Source organism: Erythrobacter sp. WG (genome assembly GCF_026586795.1).
Taxonomy (GTDB): Bacteria; Pseudomonadota; Alphaproteobacteria; order Sphingomonadales; family Sphingomonadaceae; genus Erythrobacter.
This window is the reverse complement of record NZ_JAPFGY010000021.1, coordinates 1-21,111: the sequence shown is the minus strand read 5'-3', so window position 1 is coordinate 21,111 and position 21,111 is coordinate 1. Positions and strand designations below refer to the sequence as shown.

Genomic DNA, 21,111 nt, shown 5'->3' with positions numbered 1-21,111 from the left:
ATCGAAGGACTGGTCGCAGCCGACTATTGACGCGCCCTGCGTTGACCTCGCCGTATTTGTCACGCAATGTAAGATAAATACGATAAAAGAGGATCACCCTTGTCCGGCCTCGAGCTGATCGACGTATCCAAGTCCTACGGCGCCACGCGCGTGCTCGACGGCGTCTCGCTCGCCATCGGCGCGGGCGAGTTCGTCGCCTTCCTCGGGCCCTCGGGTTCGGGCAAGTCCACCCTGCTGCGGATCATCGCCGGGCTCGAGAGCCTCGATGCGGGCGAGGTGTGGCTGGGGGGCGAGCGGATCGACGGCCTTGCCCCCGGCGCGCGCGGGATCGCGATGGTGTTCCAGCACTACGCGCTCTACCCGCACATGACGGTGCGCGAGAACATGGCCTTCGGCCTCGTCAACGCGGGCGTCCCGAAGGACGAGATCGCCAGGCGGATCGCCCAGGCGGCCGAGACGCTGGAGATCGCCACCCAGCTCGACAAGAAGCCCGGCCAGATGTCGGGCGGCCAGCGCCAGCGGGTCGCGATCGGGCGGGCGATCGTCAAGAAGCCCAAGCTGTTCCTGCTCGACGAGCCGCTCTCCAACCTCGATGCCGCGCTCAGGGGCCGCACCCGGGTGGAGCTCGCGCAGCTCAGAACCCGCGTCGATGCGGCGCTCGTCATGGTCACCCATGACCAGTCCGAGGCGATGACGCTCGCCGACCGGATCGTGGTGATGAACGATCGGCGCATCCAGCAGGTCGGCACCCCGGCGGAAGTCTATGCCCGGCCCGCCAACGCCTTCGTCGCGGGCTTCGTCGGCTCGCCCGCGATGGCGATGCTGCCGGCGCGGGTGGCGGGGCATGACGGGGCCCGCGTGCGGATCGGCCTGCCGTGCGGCGCGGACCTTCCCACCGCCATCCCCGCCGCTGCCGGGCTGGAGGAGGGCGCGCCGGTCACGCTCGGCCTGCGTGCCGAGCACGTCACCTTGGCCCCGCCTGCCACCCCCGGCTTGCCCGCAAGGATCGATCTGGTCGAGCGGCTCGGCGACCGCACATATCTCTACGCACGCCTCTCGGACGGCAGCGAGATCATCGCCCACGCCCCCGGCTTCAGCGCGGTGCGCCCGGGCGAAGCGGTGACGCTCGCCGTCGACGCGGCGGCCGCGCACGTCTTCACTGCCGACGGCACCGCCCACCATCCCGGGCCGCGCGCATGACCGGCGCGGCGCGGCGCGATGGCTGGGTGGGCTATGCCTTCGTCGGGCCGTTCCTGCTCGTCTATGCCGCGATCCTGATCGTGCCGCTTCTCATGGGGCTGTGGATCAGCCTCAACAATGCCGACCTGTTCGGGCGGCGCGAATGGGTGGGGCTGGCGAACTACGCGCAGGCGCTGGGCGATCCGGTGCTGGGGCAGGCCTTCGCCAACACGCTGACGCTGACGCTGCTGATCGTCCCGCCCCTGACCGTCATCGCCCTGCTGCTGGCGCTGGCCCTGAACCGCGCGACGCGCCTTGCCGCGATCCTGCGCGGTGTGTTCTTCTCCTCGCTGGTGCTGTCGGTGACGATCGTCACCCTGATCTGGCGCTTCATCCTGACGCCCGATGCGGGGCTGGTGGCGGTGGGCCTCGGGGCGCTGGGCCGCGCGCCCGTCCCCTTCCTGTCCGATCCCGCCTACGTCATCCCTGCGCTGGCGGTGACGACGCTGTGGTGGTCGCTGGGCTTTCCGATCATGCTGTTTCTCGCGGGCCTCCAGCAGGTGCCGCACGACATCTACGAGGCCGCCGCCCTGGACGGCGCGGGCCGCTGGACGGTGTTCCGGCGCATCACGCTTCCTTCGATCCGGCGCACGCTGCTGCTGGTGGTGATGCTCCAGACCGCCGCGCAATTGCAGATCTTCGGGCAGGCGCAGCTCTTGACCGGCGGCGGGCCGGGCGGGGCGTCGCGCACCATCGTGCTCTACATCTTCGAGGTCTCCTTCGGCCGCTGGGAGCTGGGCTACGCCACGGCCATCGCCGAGCTGCTGTTCGGCATGATCCTCGCCGTCACCCTGCTGCAATACTGGCTCGTCATCCGCCACGAGGAGCAGAGGGCGTGAAGCGCGACCGCCTCTCCCCGCTGGTCACCGTGCTGCTGCTGATCGGCGCCGCGATCATGCTCGCGCCGATGCTGTGGACGCTGCTCCTGTCCTTCAAGAGCAACGCTGCGCTGATGGCCGACAGCGGCTCGGCCTTCGCCCCGCCGTGGACGCTCGAGAACTACGCGGCGATCCTCAAGGGCTCGCTCACCACCCGCTGGCTGCTGAACAGCCTGATCGTCGCGAGCGGGGCGACGATCGGCGTGCTGGTGCTCTCCAGCCTTGCCGGATACGGCTTCGCGCGGCTCGAGTTTCCCTTCCGCCGCACGCTGTTCGTGATCGTGCTCTTGGGCCTTGCGGTGCCCGAGCAGGCGGTGATCCTGCCGCGCCACCAGCTGTTCGCGTGGGCAGGCCTCCACAACACCTACCCCGGGCTGATCCTGCCGAGCCTCACCGGCTCCTTCGGCGTGTTCTTCATGACGCAGTATTTCCGCGCCATCCCCAAGGAGCTCGACGAGGCGGCGCTGCTCGACGGCGCCTCGCGCTTCACGCTGTTCCGCAAGGTGCTGCTGCCGCTCACCATCCCGGCGCAAGCGACGCTGGGCGTGTTCACCTTCCTTGCCGCCTGGAACGACTACTGGTGGCCGCTGATCTCGGCGACCACGAGCGATTACTTCACCCTCACCGTCGGCCTCGCCTCGGCGCAGATGAACTATGCGCAGACCAGCGGGTTGGGCTTCCTGATGGCGCAGGCGGTGTTCGCCTCGATCCCCATACTCGTTGTCTACATCGCCTTCCAGAAGCAGATCGTGCGCGCCATGGCCGGCACGGCGGTGCGGTGATGCGGAAGCGGGCGCTTGCCTTCGGCTTCGCGGGGGTCTTGCTGGCGGGGTGCCAGCCTGCGGACGAGCGGCCCGAGATCGTCGTCCAGCGCTTCTTCGGGGAGTGCGGCGCGGTCTATGGCGCAAGCACCGACGTTGCGGGGGCCGAGACCGAGTGCGGGATCCTCACGACGCTCATCAACCGCTTCGCAGCCGAGAACCCCGATATCCGGGTCAAGGTCAACGTCGTCGCCTGGCCGGGTTACCCGCAGCTCGCCGCGCAGATCGCGGCGGGCGATCCGCCCGATCTGGTGACCATGCACCAGTCGGTGATCGCGGACTATTCCTCGCGCGGGCTGATCGAGCCGGTCGAGCCGCTGCTCGCTGAGGCGAATATCGACCCCGCCGCCTTCACCCCCGCCGCGCGCGCCGGGGTGGAGAAGGAGGGGCGGCTCTATGCCATGCCGTGGGACACGATCGGGCGGCTGTTCCACGTCAACACCGCGCTGATGGCCGAGGCCGGGTTAATGCGGGAGGGGAGGCCGGTGCTGCCCAACTCGCCGGAGGAGCTGCTCGCGCAGGCCCGGCAGTTCAAGCAGCGGACCGGCAAGCCCTACCTCATCCAGGCGCAGGTCAGCGCGCCCGACTTCATGGTCGCCTTCCTCTACACCTACCTCTTGGCGCAGGGGCAGCCGATCTTCCCCGACGCGCGGCACGTCCGCCTCGACACGCCCGAGGCGCGCCGCGTGGTCGCGCTGATGCGGCAGCTGAATGCCGAGGGGCTGACCACCCGCAACCAGGATTTCCCCGCCGCCACCGCTGCGTTCACGCAAGGCAGGGGCGGAATCTTCCCGGTAGGCACGTGGATGCTCGGGCCCTATGACGCCGAGGCGGCGCGGCGGTCTTCCGCACTCCACGGGCACTACGCCGTCGCCCCCTTCCCGCGGCTGTGGGGGAGCCCGGCGCCCTTCGTCGACGGGCACGCCTGGGTGGTTCCGGCGGCGAGCCGCAGCCGGGCCGAGCGGGCGGCGATGGCGCGCTTCCTCGGCTTCCTCGCGCGCTACAATTACGACTGGTCGCGCACCGGGCAGCTCCCCGCCTTCGCCGCCGTGCTGGCGACGCCGGAGTTTCAGGCCCTGCCCCACCGCGAGGACATCGCGGCCCTCGCGCGCACCGGCCGGCAGCTCCCCGGCTATGTCGAGCGGCAAAGCGCGGTGCAGGGCCTGATCGGCGAGGAATTGGAGGCGGCGATCACCGGCACCAAGCCGGTCGACGCCGCGCTCCGCGATGCCGAGCGGCGCGTGAACCGGCTCTATGCGCAGATGATGTGAGGTCTAGCCCGCAAAGGGCAGTTCGGCGATCCCCGTGACGCCCGGGCGCAGGCGGAACAGGCCGCCGGCCTGCGGCTGGGCCTCCAGCTCCTCGGGCGTGAGATCGCGCGCCGCCGAGGTGACGAACAGCTCGTCCAGCCCCGCGCCCCCGAAGGCGACGCTGGTGGGGCGCTGCACCGGCACGGCTAGCTGCGCCAGCCGCTCGCCGGCGGGCGAGAAGCGGCGCACGCACCACCCGTCCCAGAAGGCGATCCACAGGCAATCCTCGGCGTCCACGGTCATGCCGTCGGGGTAGCCGTCGCCCTCGCCGAATTGCAGGTGCACGCGGCGCTCCCCCACGCTGCCGTCCTCGGCAAGGTCGAAGGCATAGACCGTCTGGCGCGCGGAATCGGTGTGATACATCACCCGCCCGTTGCGGCTGAAGGCGGGGCCGTTGGTGACGCGGTAGCCGCTGTCGATGCGGCGCCACGACAGGTCCCGGTCCATCCGGTAGAGCGACCCGCTCGCGGCGCGCTCGGCGCGGTCCATGGTCCCGGCCCAGAGCCGCCCAGCGCGGTCGATCTTGCCGTCGTTGAAGCGGTTGCCGGGATGATCGGGCTCGGGATCGGCGAGCACGGCGACGGCGAAGTCGGCGTCCACCGCGATGAAGCCGTCATACCCCCCGCCGATGAAGCCCCCGGAGGCGCGCGGCAGCAGCGAGCACGCGGGGCGCTCCACCGCGATGTCGCGCAGGCCCTCGTGCGCGTGCCAGCGGAACGCCCTGCTGCCGAGGATGTCGACCCAGTAGAGCGCCTGCTCGGCCGCGACCCACACCGGCCCCTCGCCGAGCCGGGCGCCGACATCCGCGAGGCATTCGGCCGCGCCGCTCATGGCCCGGCGCGCTCGGCATCGTCGATCAGCGCCATGACGTCGGCGATCAGCGCCGCCATCGCCGTGCGCGCGGCATCGGCATCGCGCCCCTCGATCGCGGTCAGCACCGCGCGGTGCTGCGGCAGGCTGGCGGTGCGGCCCTTGAAGCGGTTGGTGAAGCGTATCGAGGTCCTGAGCGCGGTCGACACCACGTCGCTGAGCTGCGCGTAAAAGGGGTTGGCCGAGGCTTCGAGGATGGCGATGTGGAAGGCGATGTCGGCTTCCAGCGCGTCATCGTTCCCGGCCTCGGCGGCGACCATGCGGTCGTAGCCCGCGGCGATCCCCGCGATCCCCGCGGCATCGGCGGCCTCAGCCGCCAGCCCGGCGGCGACCGGCTCGATGGCGATGCGCAGCTCGGTGAACTGGCGCAGCAGGTCCAACGAGAACTTGCGCTCGAGCATCCAGCGCAGCACGTCGGGATCGAACAGGTTCCAGGCGCGCGGCGGCTGGATGCTGGTGCCCTTGCGCGGGCGCGCGGCGAGCAGACCCTTGGCGGTGAGCATCTTGACCGCCTCGCGCGTGACCGAACGGCTGACCGCATATTGCCGCGCCAGATCGCCCTCGGTGGGAAATGCGACATGATCGTAATGCCCGGTGACGATCGCCTTCCCGACCGCATCGAGCAAGGTGTAGGTGAGATTGCGACCGGCCCCCTCGGCCCCCGTCCTGGTCATCTGCGCTGCGCCCCGTTCCGCATCTTCGGGCGGGTTCGCAGATAACGCGCGCGGGTGCAATTCCTCACGCACGCGAAGCCGTGGAGAGGCGGCGCGCGATCAGCGCCGCGTCGGCGATGATCCGCAAGGGTGCGGCGTCGACCGCGACCGACCGCTCGGCGACCAGCCGCGCGAAGTGCCGGTAGAGCGCCGGGTATTCGGCAAAGGGGCCGAGCGGCTGCTCCGCCCCGTCGAGGCTGAGGCTCGCGCCGCCGTCGCGGATCGCGATGCGGCGGCCGGCGGCGGTGGCGACGTGGATCTCGCGCACCTCCTCGTCCGTCGCGCGCCAATCGAAGGTGGCGGTGCGCCGCTCGCCCGCGAAGGTCAGCGCAGCGGCGATCGGCGCCTGGCGGCCCGGCTCGATGGTGAACGCGGCGCCCGTGACGAACAGCGGTTCGCGCAGAATCGCGCTGGCGATTGAGAGCGCGTTGATCCCGGCATCGAACACGCCGAAGCCTTCGGGCTCCCAGATCCAGTCCTGCCCCGGATGCCAGCGTGTCACGTCCTCGTGCCAGGTGATGGCGAGGCGGGTGATGGTCTCGCCCGCCAGCGCCGCGGCAGCCGGGGCGACGGCAGGGGCGTGCTGCGAATGCCAGGCGGCGAACAGGCAGGTCCCGGCGGCACGCGCGCGGGCCTCCAAGTCCTGAAGCTCGCCGAAGGTTGCAGCGGGCGGCTTTTCGAGCAGCACCGCAAGCCCCGCGGCGATCGCCTCGGCGGCGATGGCGCGGCGCACGCGCGGGGGGGTGCAGAGGCTCACCGCGTCGACCCCGTCCGGCATGGCGGCGAGCATCGCAGCCAGGCTGGCGAAGACCGGCACGCCCGCGCCTTGCGCGCCGTTGGGGGCGACGACGGCGACCAGCTCGAAATCCGGGTCGGCGGCGATGGCGGGGACGTGCTCGGCGCGGGCGATCTTGCCGAAGCCGATGATGGCGACACGGATCGTCATGCGTGCTCCTGCCCCAGTGCGGACACGAAGGCGCGGGCGCGGGCGGCGACGTCGGCGGCGGTCATGCCGGGCGCATAGATCGCGCTGCCGAGCCCGAAGCCGTCGGCCCCGGCGGCGCGGTAGGCGGCCATCCTGTCCGGGGTGATGCCGCCGACCACCAGCAGCGGCACGTTGTTCGGGAGCACCGCGCGCTGCGCCTTCACCACCGCAGGGGGTGCGGCCTCGGCGGGGAAGAGCTTCAGGGCGTGCGCCCCGGCGCGCAGGGCGGCGAAACCCTCGCTCGGGGTGAAGTAGCCGGGCGCGGCGACCATCCCGGCGGCGACGGCGGCGGCGATCACCTCGGGATCGGTGCCGGGCGAGACGATCAGCCGCCCGCCCGCGTCCGCCACCCGCCCGACATCGGCGGGATCGAGCACCGTGCCCGCGCCCACCAGCGCGTCGGCCCCGCACGCCCGGGCGAGCCGCGCGATGCTGGCGAGCGGATCGGGCGAATTGAGCGGCACCTCGATGATCCGGATGCCCGCCTCGACAAGCGCCGCGCCCACGCCCTCGACCTCCTCGGGCCGCACCCCGCGCAGGATCGCGACCAGCGGGCACTGGGCGAGCAGGCGGGCGAAGGTTGCGGGGTTCGTCATGCCACTTCCCTGATGATGGCGCCGATCCCGGCCCGGAACGCGGCCTCGCCGTCGATCACCGTGGCGGACGGGGCGGCGGGCCCAAGCACCTGGGTTAGGGCCGCGGCATAAAGTGCGCAGAGGTCCGGGCGGCCGATGAGGGTGGGGGGCTCGCTGCCGAAACGCGCGAGCGCGGCGCGCACCTCGGCGCCGATCAACAGGCCGCTGGCATAGCCCGGCGCATCCGCGCGCGGGCAGGCGATGAGGGCCCCGGCGCGCAGGGCGAACAGGTGCCCGAGCGGATCGCCGTCCGCCGCAGCCTCGACCCCTGCCGCAAAGCCCGCGCCGGGCACGGTCTCGCCTGCGAGCAGCGGCGCGAGGATCGAATGCCGGGAGATCAGCGCGAAGACCTCGCCGGTCATCCAGGTGGCGAAGCGGGCGATGCGCCCCTCCTCGAGCCGCACCCACTTGGCATGGGTGCCGGGGCAGCACACCAGCGCGCCCGGCGCGAGCGCGCCGCGGGCGAGGGCGCCGATGATCTGCACCTCCTCGCCGCGCATCACCTCGGGGCTGGCCGGATCGGGCTGCGCCACGCCGGGCACGATCGCGGTGCGCGCGTCGATGCGGCACAGTCCCGCCGCGAGCGCGCGCGCATCGGCGGGGCAGGGGACGTAGGGCACATTGCGCCACCCCCGGTCGGACCCGATCATCCCGCCAAGCAGCATCGGCAGGTCGCCGAGCCGCGCGCGCAACGCCTCCGCCTCGGCGGCGAAGCCGTGCTCGGGCACCGTCCTGATCCCGCGATCGTCGGCGCAGGAATCCGCGACCGCGCCGTCCGCGCCGATTCGCCACGCGCGCCGGTTGGTCGTGCCCCAGTCGACCGCGATGTAAGGGCCCTGCCAATCCAAGCCGCTCTCCTCGTCGTGCCCCGCGCGCAGTCCTCGCTTGTCGCGCTTCAATTATCATATAAATACGATGCTCGGAAATATTCGCAAGGACAAGCCTCGCATGAAGATCGCCCGCCTCGAGACCTTCCTCGTTCCGCCCCGATGGCTGTTCGTGCGGATCGAGGCGGACAACGGCAGCGTGGGCTGGGGCGAGGCGAGCCTCGAGGGGCACGCCGAGGCGGTGATGGGCGCCTTCGCGGCGATCGCCGACCGGGTGATCGGCGCCGACCCGCGGGCCATCGAGGACATCTGGCAGGTGATCTACCGCGGCGGCTTCTACCGCGGCGGGGCGGTGCTGATGTCGGCGCTCGCGGGTCTCGACCAGGCGCTGTGGGACTGGAAGGGGCGGCACCACGGCCTTCCCGCCCACGAGATGATGGGCGGCCGCGTGCGCGAGCGGGTGCGCGCCTATGCCTGGATCGGGGGCGATCGCCCCGCCGACATCGCCGAGGCCGCCGCCGCGCGCCGGGCGCAGGGCTTCACCGCGGTCAAGATGAACGCCACCGCCGACGTCGCCTGGCTGGAAGCGCCGCGCTTTGCCGAAGTGGTTGCGCGGGTCGAGGCCGCGCAGGCCGAGGGCATGGACGTCGCGCTCGATTTCCACGGGCGGCTGCACCGGCCGATGGCGAAGCAGCTCGCCCGCCTGCTCGAGCCGCTGGGGCTCTTGTTCATCGAGGAGCCGCTGCTGTCCGAACACGCCAGCGCCCTGCCGCAGATCGCCGCGCTGACGAGCACGCCGATTGCCTTGGGCGAGCGGCTCTATTCGCGCTGGGACTTCCGCCCGATCCTGGAAAGCGGGGCGGTCGACATCATCCAGCCCGATCTCAGCCACGCCGGGGGCCTCAGCGAATGCCGCCGCATCGCCGCGCTGGCCGAGGCCTACGATGTCGCGGTCGCGCCGCATTGCCCGCTGGGGCCGCTCGCGCTCGGCGCGTGCCTGCAACTCGCCGCCTCGGCCCCCAACGTGGTGCTCCAGGAAATGTCGCTCGGCATCCACTACAACGAGGGGCACGACCTCCTCGAATTCTGCACCGACCCCTCGGTGCTCACCCCGGTCGACGGGCACCTGCCGATCCCGACCGGCCCCGGTCTCGGCATCGCCATCGACGAGGACCGGGTGCGCGCCGCCGCCGCGAGCCCGCACCGTTGGCGCAACCCCGTGTGGCGCCACCCGGACGGCAGTCTCGCCGAGTGGTGAGCCGCGCGGCCTGTGGCGCACAAGCCACAGGGCTGGGGCTGGTTACAATTTATAATATAAATCAGGTTTTCTTGCCCGCACCGCTCCTATGCGCCGACCTGACGAGAAGCGCCCCAGCAGGGGGTGCCGCCACAAAAAGGGGATAGCATGATGCGTGGGATCATTCCGGCTCGGACCACCGTGTCGGTCATCGCGCTGTCGCTCGCCGCGACCGCTCAGGCGCAGCAGACCACTACCGAGCCGGCGGGGCCAGCCACTACGAGCGAAGGCGAGGCGATCGTCGTCACCGGCATCCGCGCCAGCCTCGAGAGCGTGCGCAACATCCGCCGCAACTCCGACGAAATCATCGACGCCGTGGTGGCCGAGGACATCGCCAAGCTGCCCGATCTCAACACCGCGCAGATCGCCGCGCGCATCCCCGGCGTGCAGGTCTATCGCCAGGGCGGCGAGGCGCAGAACGTGCTGGTGCGCGGGTTGCCCAACTTCACCACCACCTACAACGGGCGCGAGATCTTCACCGCCGAGACCCGCGTGGTCGCCTTGCAGGACTTCCCCGCCGCCAACGTCGCCGCGCTCGAGGTCTACAAGACCTCCGCCGCCGATCTGGTCGAGCCGGGGCTTGCCGGCCTCGTCAACGTCCGCTCGCGGATGCCCTTCGATTTCGAGGACGGCCAGTTCGCCGGATCGGTGTGGGGGCTCTACACCCGGCAGGGCCGCAAGCTCGATCCCAACTTCAACCTCCTCGCGACCAAGCGCTGGGAGGTCGGCGACGGCGGCGAGTTCGGGGTGCTGATCAACGCCTCGCGGGTCGAGATGACCTATCTCGATGCCGAGATCAGCAACACCGATTTCCTCCAGACCTTCCGCAACGGCCCCGGCGGCACGCTGATCGCCGATGCGGGCGCCGGGCAGGCGGCGCGCTTCCCCGATATCCAGCGGCTGTTTTACCGTTCGGGCAACCGCGTGCGCCCCTCGGTCAATGCCGCGATCCAGTACAAGCCCACGCCCGACATCGAGTTCTACCTCGAGGGCCTGTGGCAGGGCTTCCGCAACAAGATCGACGACCGCCTGCTCGCCGCCGAGCTGTTCAACGGGGCGCAGACCGGGAGCCTCGTGTTCCGCGAGGGCACCAACCTCGTGCGCTCGGGCACGGTCAATGCGCCCGCCGGCTCGCTGTTCTCCTTCCAGGGCGCGACCTTCAACAAGACCGACACCTACCAGTTCGCGGGCGGCTTCAAGGGCACCTTCGACCGGCTCAACCTGCGCGTCGACATCGCGCGGACCGACAGCACCTTCACCGGATCGACCGAAAGCGTCGACCGCCGCTGGACAGGGGCGCCGACGATCCGGTTCGACACGGATCGCCCGGCCTTCGAGATCACCAACATCGACCTTGCCGATCCCTCGCAGCAGTTCTTCGACGGGCTGTTCGAGGAAAGCCAGCGCTCGCAGGGCGACGACTGGCAGTTCCGGGGCGATCTCGAATACCTCGTCGACGGCGCCTTCATCCGCTCGATCCAGGCGGGCGTGCGCTACACCGATCGCGACGCGTTGCGGCAGCTCACCGGGCGTTTCGACCGGCCGGCGGCGCTCACCCCGGCGACCGCGCTGCCGGTCGAGTTCGACGTGTTCCGGGGCGTCAATGTCGGCGGCACCTTCCGCTGGGCGGCGCCGACCTACGCCAGCATCCGCGAGAACATCGCCGCGATCCGCCAGCTGGTCGGCTTTGGCCCCGGCCCGGCCGAGGCCGCGACGCTCTACACCGCCTCGGAGAAGAACCTTGCCGGTTACGGCCAGGTGAACCTCGGATCGGGCGATCTCGAGGGGACGGTCGGCCTGCGCTACGTCCGTGTGAAGACCCGCGTCGCCGGTCCGGTGCCGACCGGCATCCCGCAGATCGACGAGGGATCGACCAACGACAACTGGCTCCCCAACGCCAGCATCCGCTTCCGCGCCACGCCCGAGATCCAGCTGCGCGCGGCGGTCGCCAAGACCCGCACCCTGCCGACCTTCGCGGACTTGAACCCCGCGCTGGTGCTCGGCCCGCCGCCCCCGGGCGGGGTCGGCACCGACAGCGATCCGCGCCGCGGCGGCGGGGGCAACCCGTTCCTCAACCCCTTCACCTCGTGGAACTTCGATGCCGCGGTGGAGTGGTATTTCAGCCCGACCGGCTTCATCTCGCTGACCGGCTTCCACCGCCGCATCGACGGGTTCATCCAGCCCAACACCTTCCGCATCACCGACCCGACGCTGGGCGTCGTCGAGATCACCGGGCCGGTCAATACCGGCAAGGGCCGGATCACCGGGGCCGAATTGCAGGCGCAGGCCTTCGCCGAGTTCGACAGCCTGCCCGACTGGGCGCGAGGGTTCGGGGTGCAGGTCAACGTCACCTATCTCGACGCCAAGACCGAACAGCCCGACGGCACGGGGGCGCTCACCCTCCAGCCGATCACCGACCAGCTGAACGGCGTCTCCCGATGGAACGCCAACGTGGTCGCGATCTACGAGCGTTACGGCGCCTCGGCGCGGCTGTCCTACAACGACCGTTCGAGCTTCCGCGCCACCCAGCAGCTGCGCGGCGACGACATCTACGTCGAGCGCGCGCGGCCCGCCGGGCGCCTCGACCTGTCGCTGTCCTACAACCTCACCGACGATTTCGCGATCTTCGGCGACTGGACCAACATCACCCGCGAGCGGTTCCGGCAGGACTTCACCTCGGCGCGCAACGGCGCCCCGGCGGCGGATTTCGTCCGCTACTTGCGCGACGACGAGAGCACGCTGTCGCTGGGGGTGCGCTTCCGCTTCGGGCGCTGAGCGGTAGGCCGGCGGCGGGGGCAGCGTTCCCGCCCATTCGCCTCGAGCGGGGTCGAGACACCTGCCACCAGCCTCTCGACTTCGCTCGAGGCGAACGGAGCCCGATCGCCTACTTGCCCGCGCCCGCTCGCAGGCTCCTGCCGATCACCGGCTTGCCGTCCTGCCAGCCGAGCGGGGCGATGTACATCTGCCGGCCCTTCATCGCGTTCTGGCACCCGCCGCGCGCGATGTGGGCGTGAAAGACGATCCACTCGCGCCCCTCGGCCGCGAACACCGCCTGGTGCCCCGGCCCGCTGAGACACCCGGCCGCCTTGTCGGCGTAGCTGTGGAGGATGGGGTTCTCCGCCGCCTTGGCGCAGGGCCCCATCGGCCCCTCGCAGGTGGCATAGCCCATCGCATAGGGGCTGAGGCGCTGGTGCGGCTCCCAGCCGAAGTGGTTGGCCGAATAGAACAGCACGTAGGTATCGCCCCGGCGCACCATCGTCGGGCTCTCGATCACGTGCGCCTCCCACGGCGCATCGTTGGTGAGCAGCACCGCGGGCGTGCCCGTCAGCCCCAGCCCGTCCGCCGTCATCGGCTGGACGAAGATGTCGGTGGGCTTGCCGACCGCGTTCGCATCGGCCTTGTAGGTGAGATAGAGCGTGCCGTCCGCATCGCGGAAGGGGCTCGCGTCGATCGTCCCGCCGAGCTCGCGCTGGCAGATCAGCGGCGCCGGCGCGTCCGAGGTGAAGGGCCCCATCGGGTCCGTGCTCGAAGCCACCCCGGTGCATTGCCGGCCGCTCGCCCGCTCGCGCGCGGTGAAATAGAGGAGAAAGCGGCCCTCGTGCGCCAGCACCTCGGGCGCCCAGGTCCAGCCGCGCTCCGCCCAGGCGGGGAGCACCGGCATGGCATCATGCAGGCGCTTGCCGTTCTTCACCGGCGCCCAGTTCACCAGATCGTCCGACACCGCCATCTGCACGTTGGCCCGGTCGCGGTCGGCGTTGGTGGCGTAGGCCAGATAGCGCCCCTCGTGCGCGATGACGAAGGGATCGGGGAAGTTGGTGCGATAGACCGGCACGAAAGGCTCGGCGGGCGCGGGGGCTGCGGGCTTGGCGGTCGAGGCGGCAGGCGCAAGGCTGGCGAGCGCGGCGGCGGCAGCGAGGCAGAACATGACGAAAGGGCGCAAGCGGGGCTCCTAATGCGGCAGGGTTGTGCGATGCCTGCGAAGGCGCCGCTTGCCCGGGATATATTATCATATAAATGAGCGCAGCATGAAAGCGACCCCTTCCGCCACCCGCCGCACGTTCGGCCACCTGCCCGATGGCCGCGCCGTCGAGGCCGTCACCCTGACCCAGACGAATGGCATGAGCGCCACCATCCTCGCCTGGGGCGCGACGCTTCAGGCGATGCTGGTGCCCGACCGCGAGGGCACGCTCGCCGACGTGACGCTCGGCCATGCGACGCTTGGGGATTACCTCGCCAGCGATGCCTATTTCGGTGCGAGCGTGGGCCGGGTCGCGAACCGCATTGCGGGCGGGCGCTTCATCCTCGATGGCGAGGCCTATCGCGTGCCCGCCAACAACGGCTCCAACGCGCTCCACGGCGGGCCGGTGGGCTTCGACAGGGCGCTGTGGACGATCGCGGCGGTCGGCGCCGCGCCGCAGCCGATGGTGCGGCTAGCCCATGTCAGCCCCGACGGGGACCAGGGCTTCCCCGGCACGCTCCATGTGACCGCCACCTACACCCTCACCGATGCAGGCGAACTCGCCATCGAATATGCGGCGCGCACCGACCGGCCGACGCTCGTCAACCTCACCAACCATGCCTACTGGAACCTCGCGGGCGAGGGCGGGGTCGAGGGGGCGATGGACCATGTCCTCGCCATCCCGGCCGAGCACTTCCTGCCGACCGACGAGGCCGCGATCCCCACCGGGGAGTTCGCGCCCGTCGCCGGCACCCCCTTCGATTTTCGCGAGCCGACCGCCATCGGCGCGCGGGTGCGCGACGCGGGCCATCCGCAGATCGCCATCGGCAGGGGCTACGATCACAACTGGGTCATCGCCCGCACGCGCGCGGCCGAGCCGCGGCTGCTCGCCGCGCTCGCGCACCCGGGATCGGGCCGCAGCCTCGCCGTGTTCTCGACCGAGCCGGGGGTGCAGTTCTATTCGGGGAATTTCCTGGGCGGCACGCTGGTGGGGAAGGCGGGGAAAGCCTATCGGCAGGGCGACGGCATCGCGCTCGAGCCGCAGATGTTTCCCGATACGCCCAATCGCCCGGACTTCGGATCGGTCCGCCTGGCGCCGGGCGAGACATACCGGCACCGCGTGATCTTGCGCTTCGGCGGGGAAAGCTGAGGGAGCGCGGGATGTCGCGCGCTCCCTTCCAGATTTAGGCCGGTGCGCTGTCGCAGGTGTCGCAGGCGCGCTGGTAGTTGCTCACCAGCTGTTCCATCTGCGCGTGGCGCCACTGGGTGTAGCTGAAATCCACCTGCAGGTCGGGCGACTGCTCGGCCGCCGGCTTGCGGCGCTGGGTGACAGTCTTGAGAAGATTGCGGATAGCCATGGCGTTGCGTTCCTTTTCGCGGGGGCTGTTCCCCTCCTCGTCTGGAACTGCACCATGGCACGAGCGCGCGGTGGGAGCCCTATCCTGCTTATGCCTCAATTGATCGGCTGCCCGAGAACGGCGCAGACGCGGGGCGGCTCGTCGGGGGATGGTTCGCCGCTCGACCCCGACCGGGAAAAGGCCTCAGACGCTCACCCCGAACAACCGGCCGACCGCTGCCGTGGCGGCCATGGCGAAGACGCCCCAGCCGACGACCCGAAGGGTGGCGGGCACCAGCGGCGCGGCCCCGGCCCGCGCGCCGAGCGCGCCGAGCACCGCGAGGCTCAGCACCGCGACCGCGACCACGCTCGCCATGATCGCGCCTGCCGGGGCAGCCCAGGCAGCGACGAGCGGCACCGCGGCCGCCGCGCTGAAGGTCGCGCCCGAGGCGAGCGCGGCCTGCAAGGGGCGGGCGGCGAGGTGTTCGGACAGGCCGAGCTCGTCGCGCACGTGCGCGCCGAGGGCGTCCTTCGCGGTGAGCTCGCGCGCCACCGCTGCCGCGGTCGCCTGCGAAAGGCCGCGCGCGCGGTAGATCGCGGCAAGCTCCGCCTCCTCGTCGGCCGGGGTGGCGGCGAGCGCCTCGGCCTCGCGGGCGATGTCGGCGCTCTCGCTGTCGGCCTGGCTCGAGACCGAGATGTATTCCCCCGCTGCCATCGACATCGCCCCCGCGATCAGCGCCGCGCTGCCCGCGATCAGGATGGCGCCGCGTTCCGGGGTCGCCGCCGCGACGCCGATGATCAGCGAGGCGACCGAGATGATCCCGTCGTTCGCCCCCAGCACCGCGGCGCGCAGCCAGCCGGTGCGGTGGACGTAGTGGGGATCGTCGGGATGGGCGGAAGGGTCGGTCATCGCCGGCCCTTGTGCGCCCTCGTGCAAGGTGGGCGCAAGGGGGGGCTTGCCGGGGCGAAGTTGGGCGCAGACCCCCTCCAGACCCCGCCTAGACCCCCTTTAAGGCGATGTTTCACGTGGAACATCGACCCCGCGCGCCTGCACCGCGACCATGTAATCGACGATCTGCGGAATCGCGGCAGGATCGACCGGGGCCTTGTAGAGCTTGACCATCTTGGCGACCGTCGCCTCCCACTTTTCGCGCGGGACCCTCGGTTGCTGGAGCATGGTGGAGGGCGAATGGCAGGCAAGGCAATTGTCCATCACCGCCTGCCGCCCCGGCCCCTCGGGCAGGGTGTTCGGATCGTCGGGCAGGGTGAGGCTGGCGTCCTCGAACGAGACTGTCGGAGGGGAATCACAACCCGCCAGCAGCGCCAGCGGGAGGGTGAGGGCGGCGGCGACAAGGACCTTCATTGCGCCCTCAGGGTGATGCGCTCGATCACGTTGCGGGCATAACCCGAGGGGTTCCAGACCAGCGCGTCGGGCTGGCTCGCGCCCTCGCGGTTGGTCGCCTTGCTGCCGATTTCCACAAGGTCGCCAGAGACTTGCGGCAGCGTCACCGACCAGCGGCGGAAGGCGTAGGGACCGTGATCGTCGGGGCCGAGGGTGCAGGGGACCGGCTCGCCCCCACCGCTTCCGGCGCCGACCAGCTCGACCTTGGCGAGCGCCGCATTGCCGCCCATCGCGATCCCCTCGAGCGTCAGCGGCTCGCCCTTGCGCACCACCGCGCCGTCGGCATGGCTGGTGATGAAGGAGCGGGGCGGCATGGCGGTGATGGGGACGGTCGGAAAATCCTTGTCGCCCGGTTTCACCGCCACTGTTGGCCATCGGTAAGTCTCTGCGACGTAATGGCTTTCATCCTCGCCGGCGAGCACCTCGATGGTCGAGAGCATCTTCACCCAATAGGTCGAAAACCACCCCGGCACCACGATCCGCAAGGGGAAGCCGTGGAGGATCGGGAGGGGTTCGTCGTTCATCGCCCAGGCGACCAGCACATCATCGCGCATCGCGATATCGAGCGGGATCGACTTGATGAACTGCGGCGCGCCCTCGGTGAGCGGCACGTCGAGCCCGGCAAGGCGGACCCGCTTCGCCCCCTCGGCGACGCCCGCCTTGGCGAGCACGTCCTTGAGCCGCACCCCCGTCCACTTGGCGCAGGCCATTGCCCCGTTGCCCCACTGGGTGCCGGTGACGCGCGGCTCGGAGAGCCCGCGCCCGTTCCCGGCGCACTGGTTTATCGCAACGATCTCAACCTGTTCGCCCGCACTCGCGATGTCGTCCAGCGTCAGCGACACGGGCTGCTTCACCGCCCCGCCCACCGCCACGCGGTGATCGGCGGCCTTGACCTCGGTCGGCATCGGCCAGTTCCAGCGCACGAAATGCCGGTCGTTGGGGGTGATGACGCCCTCACGGAACACCGCCATCGGCGCTTCCAGCAGGGGCGGGCGGATGCGCTGGACGATCATGCCCTGCTTGCCGGGAAAATCGGGGGTGGTGGGCCTGAGGCTCGGCCCGCCCGGCAGGCCGAGATCGATCATCCCGCCGAGCTTCGCCAAGGCCGGCGCGGCGAGCGCGGCGGTGCCCGCCCCGGCGATCAGCGCGCGGCGGGAGAGCCTGCCGCCGCTCACGCTTCGGCCCCTTCGAGCCTTGCGATCAGAGCGCCGATATCGGCGACTTCGAGCCCGTAAGCGGCGACAAGATCGGCAATATCGTCGATCCGCGCCATCTCGCCGTCGTCGCGCATGATCGAGCAGATCACCGCCGCATCGCCCGCGCCGGCAAGGCGGGCGAGGTCGATCGAGGCCTCGCAGGCGGAGGGCCGCTCGCGCACCCCGCCGGGGCGCGCGATCAGCGGGAAGACATGGCCGGGCGAGTGGATGTGGGCCGAACTCGCCCCCTCGGCGATTGCCACCCGCACCGTGTGCGCGCGGTCGGCGGCGGAGATGCCGGTGGAGACGCCCTCGGCCGCCTCGATCGAGCGGGCGAAGGGCCGCCCGGTCTGGCGCGCCGTGCCGGGGTTGACGAGGCTGAGGCCGAGCCGCTCGGCCCGCTCGGGCGTGACCGACAGGCAGATCAGCCCGCGCCCGTGGGTCGCCATAAAGTTGATCGCCTCGGGTGTGACGTGCTGTGCCGCGCACATCAGGTCGATGTCGCCGCCGCGCAGCCGATCACCGGCGATGACGACGATCCGCCCTGCGGCGATCGCCTCCAGCGCGCGATCCAACGCCCCGCGCATCACGCAAGGTCCCTCCCGGCCGCGAAGCTCCGCGCGCCGAGCACCACCTGCTTGCCGACCAGCTCGATCTGGCCGCGCGCGCGCTCGTCGAGGCATTCGCCGTCGGGGGAAAACATCCCCTGGTAGGTGCGGATCGTCGCTCCCATCGGGGTCGGCCAGCCGCGCAGGGCATGGGTGATCGCGCGCATGGTGAGCAGGGTCGACATCGAGGCCTGGTCGCCGAAGGCGGTGGCGATGAGGCCGACCGCACGGCCATCGAGATAGGGGCGCTCGTCCCGCGCAAGGTCCTCGAGATAGTCGAGCGCGTTCTTGACCACGCCGGAGATGGTGCCGTGATAGCCGGGCGCAGCCACCAGCAGGCCGTCGGCGGCGCGCACCGCCTCGACCATCTCGGCCCCCATCGCGGTTTCGTAGCCGGGGCCGCGATAATGGGGGAGGGCGGCGAGGTAATCCCCGCCGAACACCGTCACCTCCGCCCCCTCGCCGGTCGCGATCAGCGCGGCGAGGCGCAGCGCCTGCTCGGTGGAGGAGCCGGGGTTCACCGTGCCGCCGAGGGCCACGATACGGGTCATGCTGGGGGAATCCTTTCGGTCATGTAGGCGGCAAGCGCGGCGGTCTCTTCGGGCGTGAAATGCAGGCCGATCTTGGTGCGGCGCCATAGCACGTCCTCGGCGGTGCGCGCCCATTCGCGCGCCATGAGGTGATCGACCTCGGCGGCGGTGAGGCCGTGGCCGAAGTCCTGTCCGAGGTCGCTCGCCTGCCGCGCCTGCCCAAGGAATGCGAAGGCGGTGGTGCCATAGAGCTGGATCAGCCGCCGGGTGTCTTGTCCTGAGAGGAAAGGATAACGCTGGCCGAGTTCGCGCATCCTCGCCCCCGCCTCGTCGCGCGCGAAGTCGCCGCCGGGGAGCGGGGCCGTGCCGGTCCAGTCGCCGCCTTGCAGGACGGGGAGGAAGGGCTGGAGCCGCTCCACCGCCTCGGCGGCGAGGTGGCGGTAGGTGGTGATCTTGCCGCCGAAGACGGAGAGCAGCGGCGCGCTCCCGTCCGCCCCGCCGTCGATCTCGAAACGGTAGCCGCGCGTCGCCGCCTCGGGGCGTCCCGAGCCGTCATCGACGAGCGGGCGCACGCCGGAATAGGTCCACACCACGTCGGCGGGGCGCACGGGCGTGCGGAAATATTCCGAAGCACCCTCGCACAGATAGGCGATCTCCTCGGGGCTCGCCTTCACCGCGTCGAGGCCTTCGTGGTGATCGACATCGGTGGTGCCGATCAGCGTGAAGTCGCTCTCGTAGGGGATGGCGAAGAAGATCCGCCCGTCGGGGAGCTGGAAGAAATAGGCATAGTCGTGGTCAAAGAGCTTGCGCACCACAATGTGCGAGCCGCGCACGAGGCGCATCTTCTGGGTGGTCGGCTCGCCGGCGCGGCCGAGCAAGTCGAGCACGCGCGGGCCCGCGGCGTTGACCACGGCGCGGGCATGGAAGGTCTCGCCCCCGGCCTCGATCCGCCATACGTCGCCTTCGCGGGCAAGGGCCGTGACCTCGCAGCGGGTGCGCACCTCCGCCCCCCGGTCGGCGGCATCGCGGGCGTTGAGGACGACGAGGCGCGCATCGTCCACCCAGCCGTCGGAATAGGCGAAGGCGCGGGTGTATTCGCTCTTGAGCGGCGCGCCGGCGGGGTGGCGCGTCAAGTCCACGCTCTCTGCCGGGGGCAGGCGCCTTCGCCCGCCGATGTGGTCGTAGAGGAACAGTCCCAGCCGCAGCAGCCACTTGGGGCGCAGGCCCGGGCGGTGAGGGAGGATGAAGCGCAGCGGCCAGATGATGTGCGGCGCGATGCCCCACAGCACCTCGCGCTCGGACAGGGCCTCGCGCACGAGGGCGAATTCGTAATGTTCGAGGTAGCGCAGGCCGCCGTGGATCAGCTTGGTGGAGTTGGACGAGGTGCCTTCCGCAAGGTCGCCGCGTTCAAGCAGCAGCACCTTGGCGCCGCGCCCTGCCGCATCGCGCGCGATTCCCGCGCCGTTCACGCCCCCGCCGATCACCGCGAGATCGTAGGGCGCGCTCACGGGATCACCCATTCGGCAAAGGCGAGCGCGACCGCCAGCGAGGCGATGGTCGCCGCCAGCACCGGCATGACCGAACGCCAGCCGAGGCCGAGCAGGAGGTCGGTCCGCGTGCGCATCGCGGTGGCGGTGACGGCGAGGAGGAGGAGGGTCTTGGAAAAGATCAGCGCGTGGCCGGCGAGGTCGGCGGGGAAGGTGACCAGCGAATTGACCCCGACCAGCGCGAGGAAGGCAAGGATGAAGCCCGGCAGCACCGGCACCTTGGCGCGGCCCACGCCGGCAGGGAGCGGCTCGACGCGGGCGATCCACAGGGCGGCCAGCGTCACCAGCGGGGCGAGCAGGGCGACGCGGGTGAGCTTCACCACCGTCGCCTGCGCCCCTGCGATGTCCGAGACGGCAAAGCCTGCGCCGATCGCCTGTGCCACATCGTGGATTGAGGCGCCGACCAGAAAGCCCGCTTGCGCGTCGGAAAAGCCGAGCATCTGGGTGAGCGGCGGATAGGTGACGAGCGCGATGGCGCTGGCGGCGGCGAGGATCACCAGCGTCAGGGTGAAGAGCGCCTGGTCGACCCGCTCGCGCCCGATCACCCCGTAGAGCGCGAGCGCGGCGGAAGCCCCGCAGATCGCGGTCGCACCGCCGGCGAGGAGGCCGATCGCGGGGCTCTGCCCGGTCGCGCGCGCGGCGAGCAGCGCGGCGATGAGCGCAGCGGTCATGACGAGGGCGAGGCCGAGGAAGGGCACGATCCCCATCTGCACGACCTGGGCGGCGGTCACCTGGAAGCCGAGCAGCACGATCCCGCCCCTCAGGCCATGGCGCGAGACGAGGTCGAGCCCGTCGTGGGTGCGCGCATCGGCGGAGGCGAAGTTGACGGCAAGGCCGATCAGCAGCCCGGCGAGGATCACCGGCACGCCGTAGTTCTGCGCGAGCCACGCCGCCGCCGCCCCGGCGATGGCGACGATCGCGAGACCCGGCACGAAGCGCGACAGCGGCCGGCCGCGCGC

21 protein-coding genes are annotated in these 21,111 nt (G+C 71.0%); 7 read left to right on the top strand and 14 right to left on the bottom strand.

Annotation, left to right across the window (positions count from 1 at the left end):
• The first annotated feature begins 99 nt into the window (after positions 1–99).
• Genes OPU67_RS11370 through OPU67_RS11355 form a run of 4 tightly spaced genes read left to right on the top strand, consistent with a single transcriptional unit; the run spans position 100 to position 4,209 of the window.
• The gene (locus tag OPU67_RS11370; protein ID WP_267619654.1) at positions 100–1,200 is read left to right on the top strand and encodes an ABC transporter ATP-binding protein; all 1,101 of its coding nucleotides are present in this window, start codon (positions 100–102) and stop codon (positions 1,198–1,200) included.
• Positions 1,197–2,078, top strand: a complete 882-nt coding sequence (locus OPU67_RS11365) for a carbohydrate ABC transporter permease (protein WP_267619653.1) — start codon at positions 1,197–1,199, stop codon at positions 2,076–2,078. The genes OPU67_RS11370 and OPU67_RS11365 overlap by 4 nt, the downstream gene beginning before the upstream one ends.
• Positions 2,075–2,899 carry a carbohydrate ABC transporter permease gene (locus OPU67_RS11360; protein ID WP_267619652.1) on the top strand — a complete coding sequence of 275 codons (825 nt, stop codon included), beginning with the start codon at positions 2,075–2,077 and terminating at the stop codon, positions 2,897–2,899. Before OPU67_RS11365 ends, OPU67_RS11360 begins: the two co-directional genes overlap by 4 nt.
• Positions 2,899–4,209 carry an ABC transporter substrate-binding protein gene (locus tag OPU67_RS11355; protein WP_267619651.1) on the top strand — a complete coding sequence of 437 codons (1,311 nt, stop codon included), beginning with the start codon at positions 2,899–2,901 and terminating at the stop codon, positions 4,207–4,209. The genes OPU67_RS11360 and OPU67_RS11355 overlap by 1 nt, the downstream gene beginning before the upstream one ends.
• Positions 4,210–4,212: 3 nt before the next feature.
• Here the strand turns inward: OPU67_RS11355 and OPU67_RS11350 are convergent, their stop codons facing one another.
• The 5 genes from OPU67_RS11350 to OPU67_RS11330 form a co-directional block, all read right to left on the bottom strand.
• Complete coding sequence (locus tag OPU67_RS11350) at positions 4,213–5,079, bottom strand: SMP-30/gluconolactonase/LRE family protein (protein WP_267619650.1); 867 nt, start codon at positions 5,077–5,079, stop codon at positions 4,213–4,215.
• Positions 5,076–5,792 carry a FadR/GntR family transcriptional regulator gene (locus tag OPU67_RS11345; protein WP_267619649.1) on the bottom strand — a complete coding sequence of 239 codons (717 nt, stop codon included), beginning with the start codon at positions 5,790–5,792 and terminating at the stop codon, positions 5,076–5,078. The genes OPU67_RS11350 and OPU67_RS11345 overlap by 4 nt, the downstream gene beginning before the upstream one ends.
• 64 nt (positions 5,793–5,856) lie before the next feature.
• On the bottom strand, positions 5,857–6,777 hold the full coding sequence (locus tag OPU67_RS11340) for a Gfo/Idh/MocA family protein (protein WP_267619648.1): 921 nt from the start codon (positions 6,775–6,777) through the stop codon (positions 5,857–5,859).
• On the bottom strand, positions 6,774–7,412 hold the full coding sequence (locus OPU67_RS11335) for a 2-dehydro-3-deoxy-6-phosphogalactonate aldolase (RefSeq protein WP_267619647.1): 639 nt from the start codon (positions 7,410–7,412) through the stop codon (positions 6,774–6,776). Before OPU67_RS11335 ends, OPU67_RS11340 begins: the two co-directional genes overlap by 4 nt.
• On the bottom strand, positions 7,409–8,350 hold the full coding sequence (locus OPU67_RS11330; protein ID WP_267619646.1) for a 2-dehydro-3-deoxygalactonokinase: 942 nt from the start codon (positions 8,348–8,350) through the stop codon (positions 7,409–7,411). The genes OPU67_RS11335 and OPU67_RS11330 overlap by 4 nt, the downstream gene beginning before the upstream one ends.
• A 49-nt stretch (positions 8,351–8,399) precedes the next feature.
• Between OPU67_RS11330 and dgoD the strand changes: the two genes are divergently transcribed.
• Entirely contained in the window at positions 8,400–9,536 is a 1,137-nt protein-coding gene (dgoD, locus tag OPU67_RS11325; protein ID WP_267619645.1) for a galactonate dehydratase, read from the top strand.
• Between the two features lie 147 nt (positions 9,537–9,683).
• A complete protein-coding gene (locus tag OPU67_RS11320) occupies positions 9,684–12,350 on the top strand; it encodes a TonB-dependent receptor (RefSeq protein ID WP_267619644.1) in 2,667 nt (888 codons plus the stop codon).
• A 109-nt stretch (positions 12,351–12,459) separates the two neighbouring features.
• Here OPU67_RS11320 and OPU67_RS11315 read toward each other — a convergent pair whose 3' ends face one another.
• Positions 12,460–13,515, bottom strand: a complete 1,056-nt coding sequence (locus tag OPU67_RS11315) for a glycoside hydrolase family 43 protein (RefSeq protein WP_267619643.1) — start codon at positions 13,513–13,515, stop codon at positions 12,460–12,462.
• A gap of 85 nt (positions 13,516–13,600) precedes the next feature.
• Here OPU67_RS11315 and OPU67_RS11310 point away from each other — a divergent pair, with 85 nt between their 5' ends.
• Positions 13,601–14,683 (top strand): aldose epimerase family protein, encoded by a 1,083-nt coding sequence (locus tag OPU67_RS11310; protein ID WP_267619642.1) that lies wholly within the window; start codon positions 13,601–13,603, stop codon positions 14,681–14,683.
• A gap of 34 nt (positions 14,684–14,717) precedes the next feature.
• Here the strand turns inward: OPU67_RS11310 and OPU67_RS11305 are convergent, their stop codons facing one another.
• The 8 genes from OPU67_RS11305 to OPU67_RS11270 all read right to left on the bottom strand — a co-directional run.
• Positions 14,718–14,891 (bottom strand): hypothetical protein, encoded by a 174-nt coding sequence (locus OPU67_RS11305; RefSeq protein WP_267619641.1) that lies wholly within the window; start codon positions 14,889–14,891, stop codon positions 14,718–14,720.
• A 183-nt stretch (positions 14,892–15,074) separates the two neighbouring features.
• Complete coding sequence (locus OPU67_RS11300; RefSeq protein ID WP_267619640.1) at positions 15,075–15,779, bottom strand: VIT1/CCC1 transporter family protein; 705 nt, start codon at positions 15,777–15,779, stop codon at positions 15,075–15,077.
• Between the two features lie 99 nt (positions 15,780–15,878).
• Positions 15,879–16,232, bottom strand: coding sequence for a cytochrome c (locus OPU67_RS11295; protein ID WP_267619639.1), 354 nt, complete (start codon positions 16,230–16,232; stop codon positions 15,879–15,881).
• Positions 16,229–17,446 (bottom strand): molybdopterin-dependent oxidoreductase, encoded by a 1,218-nt coding sequence (locus OPU67_RS11290; protein WP_267619638.1) that lies wholly within the window; start codon positions 17,444–17,446, stop codon positions 16,229–16,231. The genes OPU67_RS11295 and OPU67_RS11290 overlap by 4 nt, the downstream gene beginning before the upstream one ends.
• On the bottom strand, positions 17,443–18,054 hold the full coding sequence (locus tag OPU67_RS11285) for a 3,4-dihydroxy-2-butanone-4-phosphate synthase (protein ID WP_267619637.1): 612 nt from the start codon (positions 18,052–18,054) through the stop codon (positions 17,443–17,445). The genes OPU67_RS11290 and OPU67_RS11285 overlap by 4 nt, the downstream gene beginning before the upstream one ends.
• Positions 18,054–18,626: an NADPH-dependent FMN reductase gene (locus OPU67_RS11280; protein ID WP_267619636.1), complete on the bottom strand. Its 573-nt coding sequence runs from the start codon at positions 18,624–18,626 to the stop codon at positions 18,054–18,056. Before OPU67_RS11280 ends, OPU67_RS11285 begins: the two co-directional genes overlap by 1 nt.
• On the bottom strand, positions 18,623–20,125 hold the full coding sequence (locus OPU67_RS11275; protein WP_267619635.1) for a glycerol-3-phosphate dehydrogenase: 1,503 nt from the start codon (positions 20,123–20,125) through the stop codon (positions 18,623–18,625). The genes OPU67_RS11280 and OPU67_RS11275 overlap by 4 nt, the downstream gene beginning before the upstream one ends.
• On the bottom strand, positions 20,110–21,111 hold a 1,002-nt coding region (locus OPU67_RS11270; protein ID WP_267619634.1), incomplete at its 5' end, for a YeiH family protein. The genes OPU67_RS11275 and OPU67_RS11270, both read right to left, overlap by 16 nt.

Coding starts and splice junctions, on each gene's coding strand:
- OPU67_RS11275 (WP_267619635.1), bottom strand. CDS start 20,125: ATGGGTGATCCCGTGAGCGCGCCCTACGATCTCGCGGTGATCGGCGGG.
- dgoD (WP_267619645.1), top strand. CDS start 8,400: ATGAAGATCGCCCGCCTCGAGACCTTCCTCGTTCCGCCCCGATGGCTG.
- OPU67_RS11320 (WP_267619644.1), top strand. CDS start 9,684: ATGATGCGTGGGATCATTCCGGCTCGGACCACCGTGTCGGTCATCGCG.
- OPU67_RS11340 (WP_267619648.1), bottom strand. CDS start 6,777: ATGACGATCCGTGTCGCCATCATCGGCTTCGGCAAGATCGCCCGCGCC.
- OPU67_RS11280 (WP_267619636.1), bottom strand. CDS start 18,626: ATGACCCGTATCGTGGCCCTCGGCGGCACGGTGAACCCCGGCTCCTCC.
- OPU67_RS11350 (WP_267619650.1), bottom strand. CDS start 5,079: ATGAGCGGCGCGGCCGAATGCCTCGCGGATGTCGGCGCCCGGCTCGGC.
- OPU67_RS11335 (WP_267619647.1), bottom strand. CDS start 7,412: ATGACGAACCCCGCAACCTTCGCCCGCCTGCTCGCCCAGTGCCCGCTG.
- OPU67_RS11310 (WP_267619642.1), top strand. CDS start 13,601: ATGAAAGCGACCCCTTCCGCCACCCGCCGCACGTTCGGCCACCTGCCC.
- OPU67_RS11300 (WP_267619640.1), bottom strand. CDS start 15,779: ATGACCGACCCTTCCGCCCATCCCGACGATCCCCACTACGTCCACCGC.
- OPU67_RS11285 (WP_267619637.1), bottom strand. CDS start 18,054: ATGCGCGGGGCGTTGGATCGCGCGCTGGAGGCGATCGCCGCAGGGCGG.
- OPU67_RS11305 (WP_267619641.1), bottom strand. CDS start 14,891: ATGGCTATCCGCAATCTTCTCAAGACTGTCACCCAGCGCCGCAAGCCG.
- OPU67_RS11345 (WP_267619649.1), bottom strand. CDS start 5,792: ATGACCAGGACGGGGGCCGAGGGGGCCGGTCGCAATCTCACCTACACC.
- OPU67_RS11365 (WP_267619653.1), top strand. CDS start 1,197: ATGACCGGCGCGGCGCGGCGCGATGGCTGGGTGGGCTATGCCTTCGTC.
- OPU67_RS11355 (WP_267619651.1), top strand. CDS start 2,899: ATGCGGAAGCGGGCGCTTGCCTTCGGCTTCGCGGGGGTCTTGCTGGCG.
- OPU67_RS11295 (WP_267619639.1), bottom strand. CDS start 16,232: ATGAAGGTCCTTGTCGCCGCCGCCCTCACCCTCCCGCTGGCGCTGCTG.